Here is a 17,135-nt window from a genome sequence, read left to right as displayed (position 1 = left end):
CATGGTGCAGTCAAAAGAACAGCGCGTACACGGCGTGTTTGAAAAGATTTATAAAAATTACGACCAGATGAACTCCGTCATCAGCTTTAAACAGCATAAAAAATGGCGCGACAAAACGATGCAGCTCATGAACGTACCAAAAGGAGCCAAAGCCCTTGACGTCTGCTGCGGGACGGGCGACTGGACAATCGCGCTCGCTGATGCGGCCGGAGAGACAGGGGAAATCAAGGGCCTTGATTTCAGCAAAAACATGCTGAGCATCGCCGAACGAAAGACCGACAGCTACAGCCAGATCGAACTGATCCACGGCAACGCGATGGAACTGCCCTTCCCGGACAATACGTTCGACTATGTCACCATCGGCTTCGGGCTTCGCAATGTTCCCGACTATTTAACCGTATTAAAAGAGATGGCGCGCGTGGTAAAACCCGGCGGCCAGGTTGTATGCCTTGAGACGTCCCAGCCTGAAATGTTCGGGTTCAAACAGCTGTACTTCCTGTACTTCCGTTTTATTATGCCCATGTTTGGAAAGCTCTTTGCCAAAAGCTTTAAGGAGTATTCATGGCTTCAGGAATCGGCCAGGGAATTTCCTGGTATGAAAGAGCTTGCTGCATTGTTTGAAGAGGCTGGATTAGAAAATGTTCAATATCATCCGTTCACAGGCGGCGTAGCGGCTACACATGTCGGCTTGAAGCGATGATGACTACTGAAATACTCGGGTGAATCGATATGAAATTGACAACGTTTTATTCTTTTTTAAATGACGATATTGAATTAATAGAAAAAGAGCTTGAAAAGACCGTGCACTCCGACTATCCATTGCTAAGTGAAGCGAGCCTGCATTTGCTGCAGGCCGGAGGCAAGCGGATTCGTCCTGTGTTTGTCCTGCTTTCCGGCATGTTCGGTGAATACGATATCAACAAAATTAAAAATGTCGCTGTTTCATTGGAATTGATACATATGGCTTCGCTCGTACACGACGATGTCATCGATGATGCGGAGCTTAGAAGGGGACAGCCGACTATCAAAGCGAAGTGGGATAACCGGATTGCAATGTACACAGGTGATTATTTGTTCGCTCGCTCACTTGAAGCGATGACGAAAATAAACGAACCGAAAGCCCATGAAATCTTGTCCAAGGCGATTGTCGAAGTCTGTCTTGGAGAAATTGAACAAATCAAAGATAAATATAATATGGAGCAAAACCTCAGAACCTATTTGCGGAGAATCAGGCGCAAGACAGCCCTTCTGATCGCATCGAGCTGCCAGCTAGGCGCCATTGCTGCCGGCGCGGGTGAAAACATTCATAAAACGTTGTACTGGTTTGGCTATTATGTCGGCATGTCCTATCAAATTATTGATGACATCCTCGATTTCACCTCAAGCGAAAAAGAGCTTGGCAAGCCTGTGGGCAGTGATCTGCTTCAGGGGAATGTCACGCTTCCCGTATTATATGCACGGAAATCGCCTGAATTAAAAGCGCGGCTGATGCTGGTCAACAGTGAAACGACTCCGGAACAGATCAAACCAGTGATCGAAGAACTGAAGAAAACCGATGCTATCGAACAATCGTTCAGAGTCAGCGAAATGTATTTAAATAAGGCTTTCGCACTGCTTGAAACGCTCCCGAAAAACCGGGCGCGGACGGCACTGGGCCAAATTGCGAAATACATCGGTAAACGAAAGTTCTAAAAAAAGACAAATGAGTCGAAAGTATGAATATTCTCCACCCTTTATTGATTAATTGTTTGAAAAATGCTATATTTCTGTTGTAGTGTTGAAAGCCTATACATATTAGCGGGGTGGAGAATCGACTATGGAAAAAACCTTTGTGATGGTAAAACCTGACGGCGTTCAGCGTCAGCTGATCGGCGAAATTTTGTTAAGATTCGAACGTAAGGGCTTACAATTAATCGGAGCCAAGCTGATGAAGGTCTCAGAAGAGACGGCAGGCGAGCATTATAAAGAACATAACGGCAAACCGTTTTTCGGCGAGCTTGTCGACTTTATTACTTCAGGCCCGGTATTCGCCATGGTGTGGGAAGGCGAAGACGCAATCGCGGTCGCCAGACAGCTGATCGGGAAGACGAACCCTAAGGAAGCGCTCCCAGGAACAATTCGCGGAGACTTCGGCATGTTTGTCGGAAAAAATATCATTCACGGTTCAGATTCTCCTGAAAGTGCAGCACGCGAAATCAACTTGTTTTTTAAAGAAGACGAACTTGTTGAAGACGAGAAGTTAATGAATCAATGGATTTACTAAAAATCAGCTGAAAAGCTGATTTTTTTATATGGATCAGAATGGCTGCCGCCGGGCAGGCTTTTTTCTTTTTAAAGATACAAATTTAAAAGAAAACAAGCTATAATTGTACTCATATCAGCACGACGATTAGGAGAGAAAACATGGACAATTACAGTTTCTTTGTTGATAAATGGAAAAAAATAACTGGTGTGGATTTGGCATTGTACAAAGAGGCGCAAATGAAAAGAAGGCTAACATCTCTTTATGAAAAAAAGGGGTACGGCGATTTCCGCGAATTTGCGCTCGCTTTAGAAAAGAATGAAGCTCTTCTGCAGGAAACGCTGGACAGGATGACGATTAATGTTTCAGAATTTTACAGAAACTATAAGAGGTGGGAGGTTCTCGAAAAAACCATCCTCCCGCTCTTAAAGCCTGCGAAAACATTGAAAGTATGGAGTGCAGCATGTTCAACCGGTGAAGAGCCGTATACATTATCGATGATTTTAAGCAGACAGAAAGGCCTCTCAGACTATCAGATCATCGCAACAGATATCGATGACAAAGTTCTTGCGAAAGCGAAAGAAGGCGTGTATCAGGAAAGATCTCTGCAGGAAGTGCCGAAAGAGATAAAGGAACTTTATTTTACGCAAGACGGAAACCGATTTGCCGTCAAAGACGAGATCAAGAAAAACATTCGCTTTCAAAAACACAATTTACTGGCTGATGCATATGAGAAAGATTTTGATATCATCGTATGCCGCAATGTTCTCATATATTTTACAGAGGAAGCAAAAGAGAAGATCTATCATAAGTTCAGCGGCAGTTTGAAGAATAATGGAGTTTTGTTTGTCGGAAGCACGGAACAGATCTTCAATCCGGAAAAATACGGTTTTCAATCGACAGATACGTTTTTCTATCAAAAAAGTTAGCTGACTTTTTATAAAAGGTTATGTTATAGTTTTACTTAAAAGCGTTAATGTGATGAAGGGAGAACGAAAGCATGAGGTATTTAACAGCCGGTGAATCTCACGGTCCGCAGCTTACGACAATTATCGAAGGAGTCCCAGCAGGGCTTTATATCACAAAAGAAGACATTGATTACGAGCTTCAAAGACGTCAAAAAGGCCACGGCCGCGGACGCCGGATGCAAATCGAAAAAGATCAGGCACGGATCACAAGCGGTGTAAGGCACGGGCGTTCTCTTGGATCGCCGATCGCTCTCGTCGTCGAAAACAACGACTGGAAACACTGGACGAAAATCATGGGATCAGAGCCGATCACGGCTGAAGAAGAAAGCGAAATGAAACGACAGATTTCAAGGCCAAGACCGGGTCACGCTGATTTGAACGGCGCGATCAAATACGGGCACAGAGATATGCGCAACGTGCTTGAACGTTCATCTGCCAGAGAAACGACCGTCCGTGTGGCGGCAGGAGCCGTCGCCAAAAAGATCCTTTCCCAGCTCGGCATCCAAGTGGCCGGCCACGTGCTGGAGATCGGCGGAGTAAAAGCCGAAAAAACAAATTATGAATCTATCGAAGACTTGAAAAAAGTAACCGAAGAGTCTCCTGTCAGATGCTATGACGAAGAAGCGGGCAGAAAAATGATGGACGCGATCGATGAAGCAAAAGCAAATGGCGATTCGATCGGCGGAATCGTCGAGGTGATTGTTGAAGGGGTGCCGGTAGGAGTCGGCAGCTATGTCCATTACGACCGCAAACTCGACAGCAAGCTGGCTGCCGCCGTGCTGAGCATCAATGCTTTTAAAGGTGTTGAATTCGGCATCGGCTTTGAAGCTGCACGCAAAAACGGCAGTGAAGTCCATGACGAAATCATTTGGGACGAAGAAAAAGGCTATACGCGCGCTACAAACCGTCTCGGCGGCCTTGAAGGCGGGATGACAACGGGAATGCCGATTGTCGTCAGAGGCGTGATGAAGCCGATTCCAACGTTATACAAACCGCTCAAAAGCGTTGATATCGAGACGAAAGAGCCGTTTACAGCAAGCATCGAGCGTTCCGATTCCTGCGCTGTCCCTGCCGCAAGCGTAGTGGCTGAAGCGGTTGTTGCATGGGAAATCGCCAAGGCGATCGTCGAGCAGTTTGGCGTTGACCAAATGGACCGGATCGCTGAAAATGTTGAGAAAATGAGAAAGCTTGCGAGGGAGTTTTAATGAAATCACTTCAAATCGAAACCGCTTCTTTGTCCTACCCGGTGTTCATCGGGGGAGGCATTAGAAAAAACGCGGCAGAGCTCTTGTCATCCTTGAACCTTCCGATGACGAAAGTGCTATTGATCACCGACGAAGAAGTTGATAAACACTATGGAGAAGAACTGTTCGGCCTTCTCCGCAGCAAATGGCCCGTCAAAAAGGTTGCGGTGCCAAGCGGTGAACAGGCCAAATCAATCGATCTGTTTATGAAGCTCCAGACGGAAGCCATTCAATTTCACCTTGACCGTTCGTCATGCATTGTGGCGCTGGGCGGCGGCGTTGTCGGCGATCTTGCAGGGTTCGTCGCTTCAACTTTTATGAGGGGCATCGATTATGTGCAATTCCCAACGACTCTGCTGTCTCATGATAGCGCGGTCGGAGGGAAAGTTGCCATTAATCATCCGCTCGGAAAAAACTTAATCGGCGCTTTTCATCAGCCGAAGGCGGTGGTTTATGATACCGAATGCTTGAGCACGCTTTCTGAAAAAGAAATGCGTTCAGGTCTTGCGGAAGTCATTAAGCACGCATTTATCCGTGATGAATCTTTCTTGAACGAATTGCTTAAAATTGATTCAATTAAAGCGATTACGACCGGCCAGCTCAGTGAAATGGTGTACAAAGGCATTTCGATTAAAGCGGAAGTTGTCTCACAAGACGAGCGCGAACAGGGAATCAGGGCCTATCTGAATTTTGGGCATACGCTTGGCCACGCCGTTGAAGCCGAATACGGCTACGGAGAGATGACCCATGGCGACGCTGTCGCTTTAGGCATGCAATTTGCTTTGTTTGTCAGCGAGAAGGTGTTGAATTGTCCTGTTGACCGCACAAAAATCGCCGCCTGGCTGAAAAATCTCGGCTATCCGGAAAGCGTAAAACGCGAAGTTTCAACAGAAGCTCTCATCAATCGAATGATGAACGATAAAAAAACACGCAGAGGCATCATTCAGTTTGTTCTGCTGGATAAGATCGGCAGTGTGCGGCTGCACTCCTTTAAAGCCGATGAAATTGAACGATGGCTGAATATGTGGAGATTGGAGGGAGGCAAATGATGATGCGCGGAATTCGGGGAGCGACGACAGTTGACCAGGATACAGAAAAAGACATTACGGAGCGGACGAAGCAGCTGATCGGAAAAATGATCGATGAAAATCAACTCAAACCTGAGCAAGTCGTGCAGATCTTCATTTCTGCCACTTCCGATATTCACGCTGCTTTTCCCGCAAAGGTCGTCAGAACGTTTGACGGCTGGCAGCATGTGCCCGTCATGTGCATGCAGGAAATGGATGTTGAACACGCCCTTAAAAAATGCATCAGAGTGATGATGACGGTTCAGACGGATATGCGGCAGGATGAAGTCCGCCACGTTTATTTAGAAAATGCCGTAACGCTCAGACCTGATTTATCATTGACAAAAAATACTGAATTGTAATACGATTGTAGAAACCTTGAAATACACAGGAGTGTGTATGGGGTTTTAGTCTAGAAAAGCTGAGTATGAGACTAGGGTAGATTGAGAATGAGCTGAGATGAGCTGAGTTGAGACAAAACGTTTATTCATTCTACCCAAAAGACGCTGTTCTTTTGGGTTTGTTTCGTTTTCCCCTCTTCAATTCAATCATTTGTCCTCTAAAGGCCTTCTTCTCATTCTCTCCGCCTGAAAAAGGAGTGAGAGATTGTTGAGTCTGCAAACCGATTTTGCCTCTTTTTCAGAGGATACTTCACACTTTAAAACAATACCGATAATTGAGAGTTTTTCCGTCGATACGCTGACGCCCGTTCAATTGGTCGAGAAGCTGCAGGAAAACATCGTGTATTTGCTGGAAAGCCAGGATGAAACCTCTGCATGGTCAAGATATTCTTTCATCGGTCTGGACCCCTTTTTGACGATCAAAGAAGAATGCGGCCGGTTTCACGCCTGCGATCAAAAGCAGAAAAAGCTATATTCAGCTTCACAGTTAAAAGAAATTCTCGAATGGATGTCGGAGACATATTCGATCAAAGCGCCTGAGCTCGACATCCCGTTTACAGGGGGAGCGGTCGGCTATTTAAGCTATGATTTAATGCCGCTCATTGAACCGTCCGTCAAAGGGCACAGCAAAGAAACGGAGATGGAAAAATGCCTCCTGTTTGTCTGCCGGACGATGATCGCCTATGATCACGAGCTGAAAAAGCTGCATTTCATCCACTATGCAAGGCTTGAAGGCAGTGAAACAAGGGAGGAGAAACAGCGCATTTTTAAAAAGGGGAAAGAAGAGCTCAAACAGCTTACACAAAGGCTGTCAGGCCGGAAAACGACGAAAGAGCTGTTTCTCCCGCAAGGACGGCACACGGCCCCCAGCTTTAAAGGGGTTCAATCAACATATGAGAAATCCCGGTTTTTGGCCGATGTTAATCGCTTGAAAGAGTACATTAAAGCGGGAGACATTTTTCAAGGCGTCCTTTCGCAAAGGTTCGATATTCCGGTGAAGGTCAGTTCTTTTGAGTTATACAGAGTGCTGAGAATGGTCAACCCGTCCCCGTACATGTACTACATGAAGCTTCCTGACCGCGATCTCGTCGGAAGCTCGCCTGAACGCCTGATCCATGTTCAAAACGGTCATCTTGAAATTCATCCGATTGCCGGCACGAGGAAAAGAGGCGGTGATCAGGCTGAAGATAAGCGGCTCGAAAAAGATCTTTTAGCTGATGAGAAAGAAAAAGCGGAGCACTACATGCTCGTCGATTTGGCGAGAAATGATATCGGCAGAGTAGCTGAGTACGGATCTGTCCAAGTGCCCGAGTTTACGAAAATCGTTTCCTTTTCACACGTCATGCACATCATTTCGATCGTAACCGGCTCGTTAAAAGCGGGCGTTCATCCGGTAGACGCTTTAATGAGCGCATTTCCGGCCGGAACTTTGACCGGCGCTCCGAAAATCCGCGCGATTCAGCTTTTAAATGAACTTGAGCCCGAACCGAGGGAAACATATGGGGGATGCATTGCTTATATCGGATTTGACGGAAATATCGATTCATGCATCACGATCCGGACGATGAGCGTGAAAAACGGAGTGGCGTCCATCCAGGCCGGAGCAGGCATCGTAGCCGACTCCGTGCCTGAAAAAGAGTGGGAAGAGACCTGCAATAAAGCGGGGGCTCTGTTAAAAACGATTCAAATCGCTGAAGAAATGTTTCTCGAAAAGGGGGAGGACGGCAATGAACGAACTGCTGAAATCATGCGTTAATGGAGGAACAATGAATGAAACCGAGGCACACAGCATCATGCGTGACATGATGACCGGCTCGCTGAGCGCCGCGGAAATTGGAGGCCTCCTATCCGTTCTCGCCTACAGGGGAGAAACGGCTGAAGAGATTGCGGGATTTGTCAGAGCCATGCGGGAGCAGGCGCAAACAATAAACGGGCCGGAAGATGTTGTTGATACGTGCGGAACCGGAGGAGACGGAAGCTCCACCTTCAACATTTCCACAGCGGCGGCGATCATCGCTTCATCAGCCGGGGCAAAAATCGCCAAACACGGTAATCGTTCCGTTTCTTCAAAAAGCGGGAGCGCTGATGTTCTCGAATATCTCGGCGTTTCAATTCAGACGTCGCCTGAAGAAACGATTCAGAGCATTGAACGCCGCAATATGGGATTCCTCTATGCGCCAAGCTATCACTCTTCCATGAAGCACGTGGCCGGCGCAAGGAAGGATTTGGCTTTTAGAACCGTATTCAATCTGCTCGGCCCGCTCAGCAATCCAATGAAAGCCAAGCGCCAGGTGATCGGCGTCTACTCGATTGAAAAAGCAAAGCTCATGGCCCGCGCACTTGAAGCGTTTGAACCGGAACACGTATTGTTTGTATCGAGCCGGGACGGTCTTGATGAACTGTCGATCACATCGCCGACAGATGTGATTGAACTGAAAGGCGGCAAAACATACGAATACACCGTTGAGCCTGGCGATGTCGGTCTGCCGTTCGGCAGCATAAGCGACATTCAGGTGGCGACGCCTGAAGAAAGCGGCCGTCTCATCGTCGATATTTTGAAAAACCGCGCTCCGGATTCGGCTGTTCATATCGCAGCGTTTAATGCCGGAGCCGCTTTATACGTCGCAGAACAGGCGCCGGGTTTAAAAGAAGGCGTTGCACTCGCTTTAGAAGCTGTTGCAAGCGGTGAGGCGCTTGATCAGCTGGAACGATTAAAACAGAAAGAGGAAGAGTTGTATGCTTAATCAAATTATTGATAGAAAACGAGAAGACATTCTGAAAATCGAACTGCCGGAAGATTTGAAGCTGCCAAAGCGGTCATTTAAAAAGGCGCTTCTTTCTCCTAACCGGTTTGTCGCTTTAATTGCGGAGGTGAAAAAAGCTTCACCGTCAAAAGGTGTGATTCAGGAAAACTTTGAGCCCGTACAAATCGCTAAACAGTACGAACAGGCTAAAGCCGACTGTTTGTCTGTTCTGACAGATACACCTTTTTTTCAAGGGAAGAACAGTTATTTGTCAGATGTGAAACGCTCGGTTTCGCTGCCAGTACTGCGCAAGGATTTTATCATTGATTCCATTCAGGTTGAAGAAGCGGACCGCATCGGAGCGGATGCGATCCTGCTGATCGGAGAAGCGCTTGAACCGCAAAAGCTGTTTGACCTCTATCAGCAAGCTGCTGAAAAAGGTATGGATGTGCTTGTCGAAGTTCATGGCGAAGAGACGCTTGAAGGTATTTTAAATGTCTTTACACCCGAAATCATCGGCGTAAACAATCGAAATCTAAAAACCTTTGAAACATCCGTCGGGCAAACGGAGCGTATGGCAAAACTCGTTCCGTCAGGGAGCGTTCTTATCAGCGAAAGCGGCATCGGACAATCGGAAGACCTCGCTTTTGTAAAAGCGTGCGGAGCCCGGGCTGTGCTAGTCGGCGAATCGTTAATGAGAGAGCCGTCACAGCTGAAGGCTGTCCATGCGTTATTCGGAGAGAACGGATGATGGAGAAACCGGGCTTAAAATATTGCGGGATTCATTCATTGGAAGATTTAAAGGTGACAGCCCGCTCGAAAGCCGATTACCTCGGATTTATTTTCGCCGAAAGCAGACGGTCGGCAGACCCGGAGGATGTGAAACGCTGGTGTGGCAAAACGGATACAGCGGGTAAAAAGCTTGTCGGCGTCTTTGTTAATGAAAATATTTGCAGAATAGCAGAAATCGTAAAAGATGCCGGTTTGGACGTGATCCAGCTTCACGGAGATGAAACAGAGGCAGACATCAAGCGGCTGAAAAGCATGACAGACTGCGAGATTTGGAAGGCGCTCCACCATGGGGATGATACCGTTCAGCGCATGGCATCTTTCGCACCTTACATCGACGGGTATGTCATCGACTCGTCTGTTAAAGGGCTCAGAGGAGGAACGGGCGTTTCGTTTTCGTGGGACAGCGTTCCGATGTATAAAGATGCAGCGCAAAGAGAAAGAAAGCGACTGTTTATCGCCGGGGGCGTGAACCCGGACACAATCGCGGATCTTTTAAAGCGGCGCCCGCCGGGAATCGACCTGGCAAGCGGAATTGAAGAAAGAGGCAGGAAAAGCGAAAAGCTGATCGGCCTTTTAGAAGAAAGGATGTTCGAACATGTATTCATATCCGAATGAACAAGGCAGGTTTGGTGATTTTGGCGGGAAATTCGTGCCGGAAACACTCATGCAGCCTTTGGAAGAAATCGAAAAAGCGTTTCTTGAACTGAAAGACGACCCCTCGTTTCAAAAGGATTATCAAAAGCTTTTAAAAGACTACTCAGGCAGGCCGACGGCTTTGACGCTCGCTGACCGGCTCACAAAGCAGCTGGGCGGAGCGAAGATTTATTTAAAAAGAGAAGATTTAAACCATACAGGCGCCCACAAAATCAACAATGCCCTCGGCCAGGCTCTGTTGGCCAAGAAAATGGGGAAAACAAAGCTCATCGCTGAAACCGGCGCAGGGCAGCACGGCGTGGCTGCGGCGACTGTCGCTGCAAAGTTCGGCTTGTCATGCATTGTCTTTATGGGTGAAGAAGATGTTGCCAGACAATCGCTGAACGTGTTCCGGATGAAGCTCTTGGGAGCGGAGGTCGTTCCGGTGTCAAGCGGAAACGGGACATTAAAAGATGCTACAAACGAGGCGATCCGTTACTGGGTTCAGCATTGCCAGGATCATTTTTACATGATCGGTTCCGTCGTCGGGCCGCACCCGTATCCTTATATCGTCCGTGAATTTCAACGGATGATCGGCGAAGAGGCGAAAGCGCAGTTTTATCAATTGGAGCAAAGCCTCCCCGATAAAGTTGTCGCCTGTGTCGGAGGCGGAAGCAATGCGATCGGGATGTTCAGCGCGTTCATTGAAGAAACTGTTGAACTGATCGGAGTCGAAGCTGCGGGAAAAGGTGTCGACACCCCCCTTCACGCGGCAACGATCACAAAGGGTACAAAAGGCGTTATCCACGGTTCTTTGACCTACTTGATTCAAGACGAGTACGGACAGATCATTGAGCCTTATTCCATCTCAGCAGGACTTGATTATCCGGGGGTCGGCCCCGAGCACGCTCATCTTCATCAAACAGGGCGCGTCACGTATGAATCTGTCACTGATGATGAAGCGGTCTCGGCATTAAGGCTGCTGACAGAGACAGAGGGCATTTTGCCGGCTATTGAATCCGCCCATGCATTGGCAAAAGCATTTGACATCGCTAAAGAACTGCCGAGAGAGAAAAGTGTTCTCGTCTGCCTTTCAGGCAGGGGAGACAAAGACGTCCATACCTTGATGAAGGTGTTGGAAGAAGAGGTGAATCAAGATGTTCAATCTGAAAAAACAGCCGTCCGATAAGTTATTTGTTCCGTTTATTACAGCGGGAGACCCGCTGCCTGAAATCTCGATCGAGCTGGCGAAATCCCTTCAAGAGGCGGGGGCGTCCGCCCTTGAACTCGGGGTTCCGTATTCTGATCCGCTCGCTGACGGCCCGGTGATTCAGCGCGCGTCCAAAAGGGCGCTTGACAACGACATGAACATCGTAAAAGCGATCAGGCTTGGCGGTGAAATGAAAAAAAACGGCGTCCATATTCCGATTATTCTCTTTACGTATTATAATCCTGTGTTACAATTAGATACAGATCACTTTTTCGCTTTACTGCGACAAAATCGGCTAGACGGACTCCTTGTACCGGACCTTCCTTTTGAGGAAAGTGTATATTTGCAGCAGCAGTGTAAAAAACACGGGATTACCTATATTTCGCTGGTCGCGCCGACAAGCGAATCGCGCATTCAAAAAATAACGCAGCAAGCGGAAGGTTTTGTGTATTGCGTTTCTTCGCTCGGTGTGACAGGTGTGCGCAATGAATTCGAAGATTCTGTTTCTTCATTTATCAGGTCAGTTAAAGGAATGAGCTCCGTCCCGGTTGCCGTTGGGTTTGGGATTTCCAGCTCCAAACAAGTGGAGATGATGAATGAACTGGCGGACGGCGTTGTCGTGGGAAGCGCCCTTGTCAGAAAGATCGAAGAGCTGAAAGACGAACTCATCGCCCCTGAGACAAGGGAACAAGCCTTAAAGGCGTTTGAGGCATACGCTAAGACATTTAGCGGATCGTACATGGTAAAATGAGGTGACAGAATGTTGCAAATTAAAGAACAGTTAAAACAATTAACGCCTTACAAGCCGGGCAAACCGATTGAAGAGGTCAAAAAAGAATTCAACCTCGACCGGGTCGTCAAGCTCGCTTCAAATGAAAATCCTTACGGCTGTTCGGAAGCGGCAAAAGCAGCGCTCCAGACCGAAGTGCAGCAAATGGCTCTCTATCCTGACGGCTATAGTGCGGCATTAAGAACAAAGCTTGCCTCCCATCTCGGCGTAAACGAAACGAACATCATCCTTGGAAACGGAACGGACGAAGTCATTCAAATTATTTCCCGCTCTTTGTTGGATCCTGCATCAAACACTGTAATGGCGAATCCGACATTTTCACAATACAAGCACAATGCTGTCATCGAAGGAGCGGAAGTCAGGGAAATCGGCCTGCTTGAAAACGGCTGCCACGACCTGGATGCAATGCTGGAGGCGATCGATGAACAGACGAAGGTTGTCTGGGTTTGCAGCCCGAACAATCCGACCGGAACGTATGAATCCAGCCGCAACCTGATCCGTTTTCTTGAAAAAGTCCCGGAACATGTCCTTGCTGTCGTCGATGAAGCTTATTACGAATACGTAACGGCTCAAGACTACCCTGAGACCATTCCGCTTTTGGAACGCTTTTCGAACTTGATGATTCTCAGGACGTTTTCAAAAGCTTACGGTTTAGCGTCTTTGAGGGTCGGCTACGGGATTGCCTCTGAACAGCTGATTCAGGCGGTTGAGCCGGCGAGACAGCCGTTTAATACAAACCGGCTCGGCCAGGCTGCCGCGCTTGCCGCCCTGGGTGATCAGGCATTTATCGACGATTGCGTGAGAAAAAACAATGAAGGGCTCAAACAGTACTACGATTTCTGTGATGAGCACGGGCTAAATTACTATCCTTCACAAACGAACTTTGTGCTGATCGATTTTAAACGGGATGCAGACGAACTTTTCATGGAGCTGCTGAAAAAAGGCTATATCGTCAGATCGGGGAATGCGCTCGGCTTTCCGACATTCCTTAGAATATCGGTCGGTACTAAGGAACAGAACGAAGGCTTGTTGAAAACGTTAGCCGGCATGTTGTAAGAGGTGATGATTCAGTCACCTCTTTAGTCTATTGATGAACTTAGGTGATAAAAAATGACTCAACCAAATGAAACGATTTTATTGGCCGGTTTGGGCTTAATCGGCGGTTCGATCGCCCTTGCCATCAAAAAGGAACACCCCGGCAAACGGATCATCGGGTTTGACGTGTCAGAAGAGCAGGCAAGAGCTGCACAAAAGCTTGGCGTTATTGATGCTCCGGCTGTTTCTTTTTTAGAAGGGGTGAAAGAAGCATCAACCGTTTTTTTAGCGGCGCCGGTCGAACAGACGCTTCACATGCTTGATGAACTTGCCGCTTCAGGCATCAGAAAAAAGCTGCTCATTACAGATGTCGGCAGCACGAAACAAAAGGTCGTCAGCCATGCCGAGAAAGTGCTGCCGGATGAATACAGGTTTATCGGGGGCCATCCGATGGCCGGATCGCATAAATCGGGCGTCGCAGCCGCCAAAGACTTCCTTTTCGAGAACGCGTTTTACATTTTGACGCCTTCCGGCTCCGCCGGCAAAGAAGCGGTTGCTTCCTTAAAAGATCTGCTCAAAGGAACAAATGCAAAGTTTGTGGAAATGTCTCCGGCTGAACACGACGCCGTTACAAGCGTGATCAGCCACTTTCCGCACGTCGTAGCGGCAAGTCTCGTCCACCAGACCGTCAAATTCGAAGATCATTATCCGCTCGTCAAGCGTTTTGCCGCAGGGGGCTTCCGCGATATTACGAGAATTGCCTCAAGCAGCCCGGCGATGTGGCGCGATATTCTTTTGCACAATAAAGATAAAATATTGGAACGGTTTGACGAATGGAAATTTGAGCTGGACAGAATCCAGTCTTTTATCGAAAATGAAGATGCAGACGGGCTGTTTGAATTTTTTCGGCAGGCCAAGGAATACCGCGACGGTCTGCCTTTGCGGCAAAAAGGCGCGATTCCTTCCTTTTACGATCTTTATGTCGATGTCCCCGACCATCCCGGGGTCATCTCGGAAATTACGGCGATTCTCGCTGACGAGAAAATCAGCATTACGAACATCCGGATTATTGAAACAAGGGAAGACATAAACGGTGTTCTCAGAATCAGCTTTCAATCCGATGAAGATCGAAAACGCGCCGAAAAATGCATTCAAACCCGCGCAAAATATGAAACATTTTATGCTGATTGAGGTGGAACACATGAAAAGAGGAAAAATCAGTTCACTAAAAGGAGAGCTTCATATTCCGGGAGATAAATCCATCTCTCATCGCTCTGTTATGTTCGGAGCCATAGCAGAAGGGAAAACGGTCATCAAAAACTTTTTGCCAGGAGCCGACTGCTTGAGCACGATCGCCTGCTTTCGGAAAATGGGTGTGGAAATCGAACAGAATGGCAGTGATGTCACCGTCCTCGGCAAAGGGCTCGATCAGCTGGCTGAACCTGCGGAACTCCTTGACGTGGGGAATTCCGGAACGACGATCAGGCTGATGCTCGGCATTTTGGCGGGACGCCCGTTTCACAGCACAGTCGCCGGCGATGAGAGCATCGCCAAAAGGCCGATGAAGCGTGTCACAGAACCGCTTCGAAAAATGGGAGCGAAAATCGACGGCCGCGCCGGAGGGGAATATACACCGCTCTCTGTCCGCGGCGGACATCTGGCAGCGATCGATTTTCAGTCGCCTGTTGCAAGTGCGCAAATCAAATCTGCCGTTTTGCTTGCAGGTCTGCAGGCCGAAGGCGCCACAACGGTGACGGAGCCTCATAAATCAAGAGACCATACGGAACGGATGCTGTCAATGTTCGGTGTCAGCCTTCAGGAAGATGAAACAAGCGTAACAATTGAGGGCGGGCAGCAGCTGAAAGCGGCCGAAGTCTTCGTGCCGGGTGATATTTCATCAGCTGCGTTTTTCCTGGCAGCGGCTTCCCTAGTTCCTGACAGTGAAGTCGTGCTTCGCAATGTCGGACTCAATCCGACCAGGACGGGAATCATCGATGTCTTGAAAGAAATGGGGGCCGATCTTGAAATCGAAGAAAAAAATGCCGGAAACGCCGAGCCGTACGGCGATCTGAGAATCAAAACGTCCTCTTTGAAAGCCGCTGAAATTTCGGGCGATTTGATTCCGCGCCTCATCGATGAAATACCGATCATCGCTCTTCTCGCTACACAGGCTGAAGGAACGACGGTCATCAAAGACGCGGCTGAGCTCAAAGTAAAAGAAACGAACCGAATCGATACCGTCGCCTCAGAGCTGAAAAAAATCGGTGCGAACATCGAGCCGACAGAAGACGGGATGAAGATTCACGGCAGGACGCCTCTTACAGGCGGCGCGAAAGTCTCAAGCCACGGGGACCACCGGATCGGAATGATGCTGGGAATCGCCGCCTGCATCTGCGAGCAGCCGATCGACATTTTACAGCCTGAAGCTGTGAGCGTCTCATATCCTTCGTTTTTTGAACATATTGAAAAGCTTGCAAAAAAAGCCTGAAGCCTTGTGCTCAGGCTTTTTCAGCCCGGAAAATCATGAAAGCCGGGCGTTTGATCATAAAACGAATGTCTCCCGCATAGCTTGTCTTAACAGAATCAATCTGCTTCATACAGGTGTGCGGGCAACATATTTGCCGGAAGCCGCCGCGTGAATTATGATAGTAAGTAACTCACCGCGATATGCCGGCTGATACGGCAGGCGATGAATTGACGAAAGAAAGGGACGTTTAGATTTGAATACTTCGATTCAAGAAGCCATAAAATTAGTTGAAGCAGGCCACCCGGAAAGCGGATTGAAAAAGCTTGCTGATATCGAGTCTGACCTTCATGATGAAGACAAAGCCATAGTAGCTCAGCTGTATTACGAATGGGGCATTGTCGATAAGGCTATCGCCATAGCGAATGATCTCCATGAACTGTATCCGGATGAAACGGAACTGACATGCTTTTATGCCGAACTCCTCATCGAAACCGACCAGGAAGAAAAAGCGCTCAGCGTGCTCGAAACGATTCCGGAAACAGATGAAGCGTACCCGCAGTGCCTGCTTTTAATGGCTGACCTCTATCAGATGCAGGGTCTGTTTGAAGTCAGCGAGCAAAAGCTGTTAAAGGCCCAAGCCATTTTGCCGGATGAGCCGATTATCGATTTTGCCTTGGGAGAGCTGTATTTCACTCAGGGAGCTTACGGCAAAGCGGTCCGTCAATTCAAAAAAGCGGCCGAAGAAGAAGCCGTCATCGGCGGCGTCAATGTGTACCAAAGGCTGGCGGAATCATTAAGTTCATCCGGCGCGTTTGAAGAAGCGCTTGAATGGTATGAAAAAGCCGTCAAGGAGAACCCGGAGCCCAACACACTGTTCGGGTTTGGTTTTACGGCGCTGAAAGCGGGGTATCCTAAAACTGCGATTAAACAACTGACAGAGCTGAAGGAAATGGATCCTGCTTATTCTTCACTTTACAAGCCTCTGGCAAACAGCTTTGAAGCAGAAGGGCTTTATGAAGAAGCATTTGAAACGGCAAAAGAAGGAATCCGCTTCGATGAATTCAACAAAGAGCTTTATCTTTCTGCTGCAAAAGCAGCCTTTAAAACGAAAAGGCATTCGGAAGCGAAAGAGCTGCTTCGTGAAGCGCTCGCGCTGGACCCCGGATTTCTGGAAGCCGTCCATACCCTGCTTGCCCTGTTTCTTGAAGAAGACGACGATGAGAGCATTATTGAACTTGTACAGGAAGTGCGCAAATACGGAGAGGATGATCCGAAGTTCAGCTGGCATCTGGCATCGGCGTTCGCCCGGACAGAGGTGTACGACAAGGCGCGTGAGGAATATGAGAACGCATTTTTGCACTATCGGGATGACGCCGATTTCCTTTACGAATATTCAATGTTTCTGCTAGAAGAAGGACGGCGAAAAGAAGCGCTGCCTCTGCTGAAAAAACTGGCAGAGCTCGACCCGGCAAACGAGGAAGTCCAGGAGACGATTTTCAGAATCGAAGATGAAAATTCCTTTGAATAAGCAGGATATGATCG

The 17,135-nt window shown here is 48.1% G+C and carries 17 protein-coding genes; all 17 read left to right on the top strand.

Features of this window, described 5'->3' with window-relative positions:
• Window position 1 precedes the first annotated feature (1 nt).
• Window positions 2–700, top strand: coding sequence for a demethylmenaquinone methyltransferase (locus LQ247_RS15075; RefSeq protein WP_151253413.1), 699 nt, complete (start codon window positions 2–4; stop codon window positions 698–700).
• Between the two features lie 29 nt (window positions 701–729).
• The gene (hepT, locus tag LQ247_RS15070) at window positions 730–1,692 is read left to right on the top strand and encodes a heptaprenyl diphosphate synthase component II (RefSeq protein WP_020451959.1); all 963 of its coding nucleotides are present in this window, start codon (window positions 730–732) and stop codon (window positions 1,690–1,692) included.
• Window positions 1,693–1,816: 124 nt separating this feature from the next.
• On the top strand, window positions 1,817–2,263 hold the full coding sequence (ndk, locus tag LQ247_RS15065; protein ID WP_003182994.1) for a nucleoside-diphosphate kinase: 447 nt from the start codon (window positions 1,817–1,819) through the stop codon (window positions 2,261–2,263).
• Between the two features lie 140 nt (window positions 2,264–2,403).
• Window positions 2,404–3,171, top strand: a complete 768-nt coding sequence (locus LQ247_RS15060) for a CheR family methyltransferase (RefSeq protein WP_020451958.1) — start codon at window positions 2,404–2,406, stop codon at window positions 3,169–3,171.
• Between the two features lie 71 nt (window positions 3,172–3,242).
• Entirely contained in the window at window positions 3,243–4,415 is a 1,173-nt protein-coding gene (gene aroC / locus LQ247_RS15055; RefSeq protein ID WP_025811222.1) for a chorismate synthase, read from the top strand.
• Window positions 4,415–5,503: a 3-dehydroquinate synthase gene (aroB, locus tag LQ247_RS15050; RefSeq protein ID WP_035338513.1), complete on the top strand. Its 1,089-nt coding sequence runs from the start codon at window positions 4,415–4,417 to the stop codon at window positions 5,501–5,503. The genes aroC and aroB overlap by 1 nt, the downstream gene beginning before the upstream one ends.
• Window positions 5,500–5,883: a chorismate mutase gene (gene aroH, locus LQ247_RS15045; RefSeq protein WP_023857449.1), complete on the top strand. Its 384-nt coding sequence runs from the start codon at window positions 5,500–5,502 to the stop codon at window positions 5,881–5,883. Before aroB ends, aroH begins: the two co-directional genes overlap by 4 nt.
• A gap of 247 nt (window positions 5,884–6,130) precedes the next feature.
• Window positions 6,131–7,678: an anthranilate synthase component I gene (trpE, locus tag LQ247_RS15040; protein ID WP_025811223.1), complete on the top strand. Its 1,548-nt coding sequence runs from the start codon at window positions 6,131–6,133 to the stop codon at window positions 7,676–7,678.
• The gene (gene trpD, locus LQ247_RS15035; protein ID WP_020451953.1) at window positions 7,650–8,666 is read left to right on the top strand and encodes an anthranilate phosphoribosyltransferase; all 1,017 of its coding nucleotides are present in this window, start codon (window positions 7,650–7,652) and stop codon (window positions 8,664–8,666) included. Before trpE ends, trpD begins: the two co-directional genes overlap by 29 nt.
• Window positions 8,659–9,417 carry an indole-3-glycerol phosphate synthase TrpC gene (gene trpC / locus LQ247_RS15030; protein ID WP_020451952.1) on the top strand — a complete coding sequence of 253 codons (759 nt, stop codon included), beginning with the start codon at window positions 8,659–8,661 and terminating at the stop codon, window positions 9,415–9,417. Before trpD ends, trpC begins: the two co-directional genes overlap by 8 nt.
• Window positions 9,417–10,073, top strand: a complete 657-nt coding sequence (locus LQ247_RS15025) for a phosphoribosylanthranilate isomerase (RefSeq protein WP_025811224.1) — start codon at window positions 9,417–9,419, stop codon at window positions 10,071–10,073. Before trpC ends, LQ247_RS15025 begins: the two co-directional genes overlap by 1 nt.
• Window positions 10,054–11,280: a tryptophan synthase subunit beta gene (gene trpB / locus LQ247_RS15020; protein WP_020451950.1), complete on the top strand. Its 1,227-nt coding sequence runs from the start codon at window positions 10,054–10,056 to the stop codon at window positions 11,278–11,280. The genes LQ247_RS15025 and trpB overlap by 20 nt, the downstream gene beginning before the upstream one ends.
• The gene (gene trpA / locus LQ247_RS15015; RefSeq protein WP_026579384.1) at window positions 11,249–12,052 is read left to right on the top strand and encodes a tryptophan synthase subunit alpha; all 804 of its coding nucleotides are present in this window, start codon (window positions 11,249–11,251) and stop codon (window positions 12,050–12,052) included. Before trpB ends, trpA begins: the two co-directional genes overlap by 32 nt.
• Before the next feature lie 9 nt (window positions 12,053–12,061).
• Window positions 12,062–13,147, top strand: a complete 1,086-nt coding sequence (hisC, locus tag LQ247_RS15010; protein ID WP_224067145.1) for a histidinol-phosphate transaminase — start codon at window positions 12,062–12,064, stop codon at window positions 13,145–13,147.
• A 54-nt stretch (window positions 13,148–13,201) separates the two neighbouring features.
• Window positions 13,202–14,317, top strand: coding sequence for a prephenate dehydrogenase (locus LQ247_RS15005; protein ID WP_025811226.1), 1,116 nt, complete (start codon window positions 13,202–13,204; stop codon window positions 14,315–14,317).
• A 10-nt stretch (window positions 14,318–14,327) separates the two neighbouring features.
• Window positions 14,328–15,614 (top strand): 3-phosphoshikimate 1-carboxyvinyltransferase, encoded by a 1,287-nt coding sequence (gene aroA, locus LQ247_RS15000; RefSeq protein ID WP_023857440.1) that lies wholly within the window; start codon window positions 14,328–14,330, stop codon window positions 15,612–15,614.
• 232 nt (window positions 15,615–15,846) lie between these two features.
• On the top strand, window positions 15,847–17,121 hold the full coding sequence (locus LQ247_RS14995; RefSeq protein ID WP_231006222.1) for a tetratricopeptide repeat protein: 1,275 nt from the start codon (window positions 15,847–15,849) through the stop codon (window positions 17,119–17,121).
• Window positions 17,122–17,135 lie beyond the last annotated feature (14 nt).

Origin of the sequence: Bacillus sp. BS3(2021) (assembly GCF_021043345.1) — a bacterium.
GTDB classification, from domain to species: domain Bacteria; phylum Bacillota; class Bacilli; order Bacillales; family Bacillaceae; genus Bacillus; species Bacillus paralicheniformis.
Note: the sequence above shows the minus strand (reverse complement) of the source record. Positions and strands in the feature narration are given on the sequence as shown.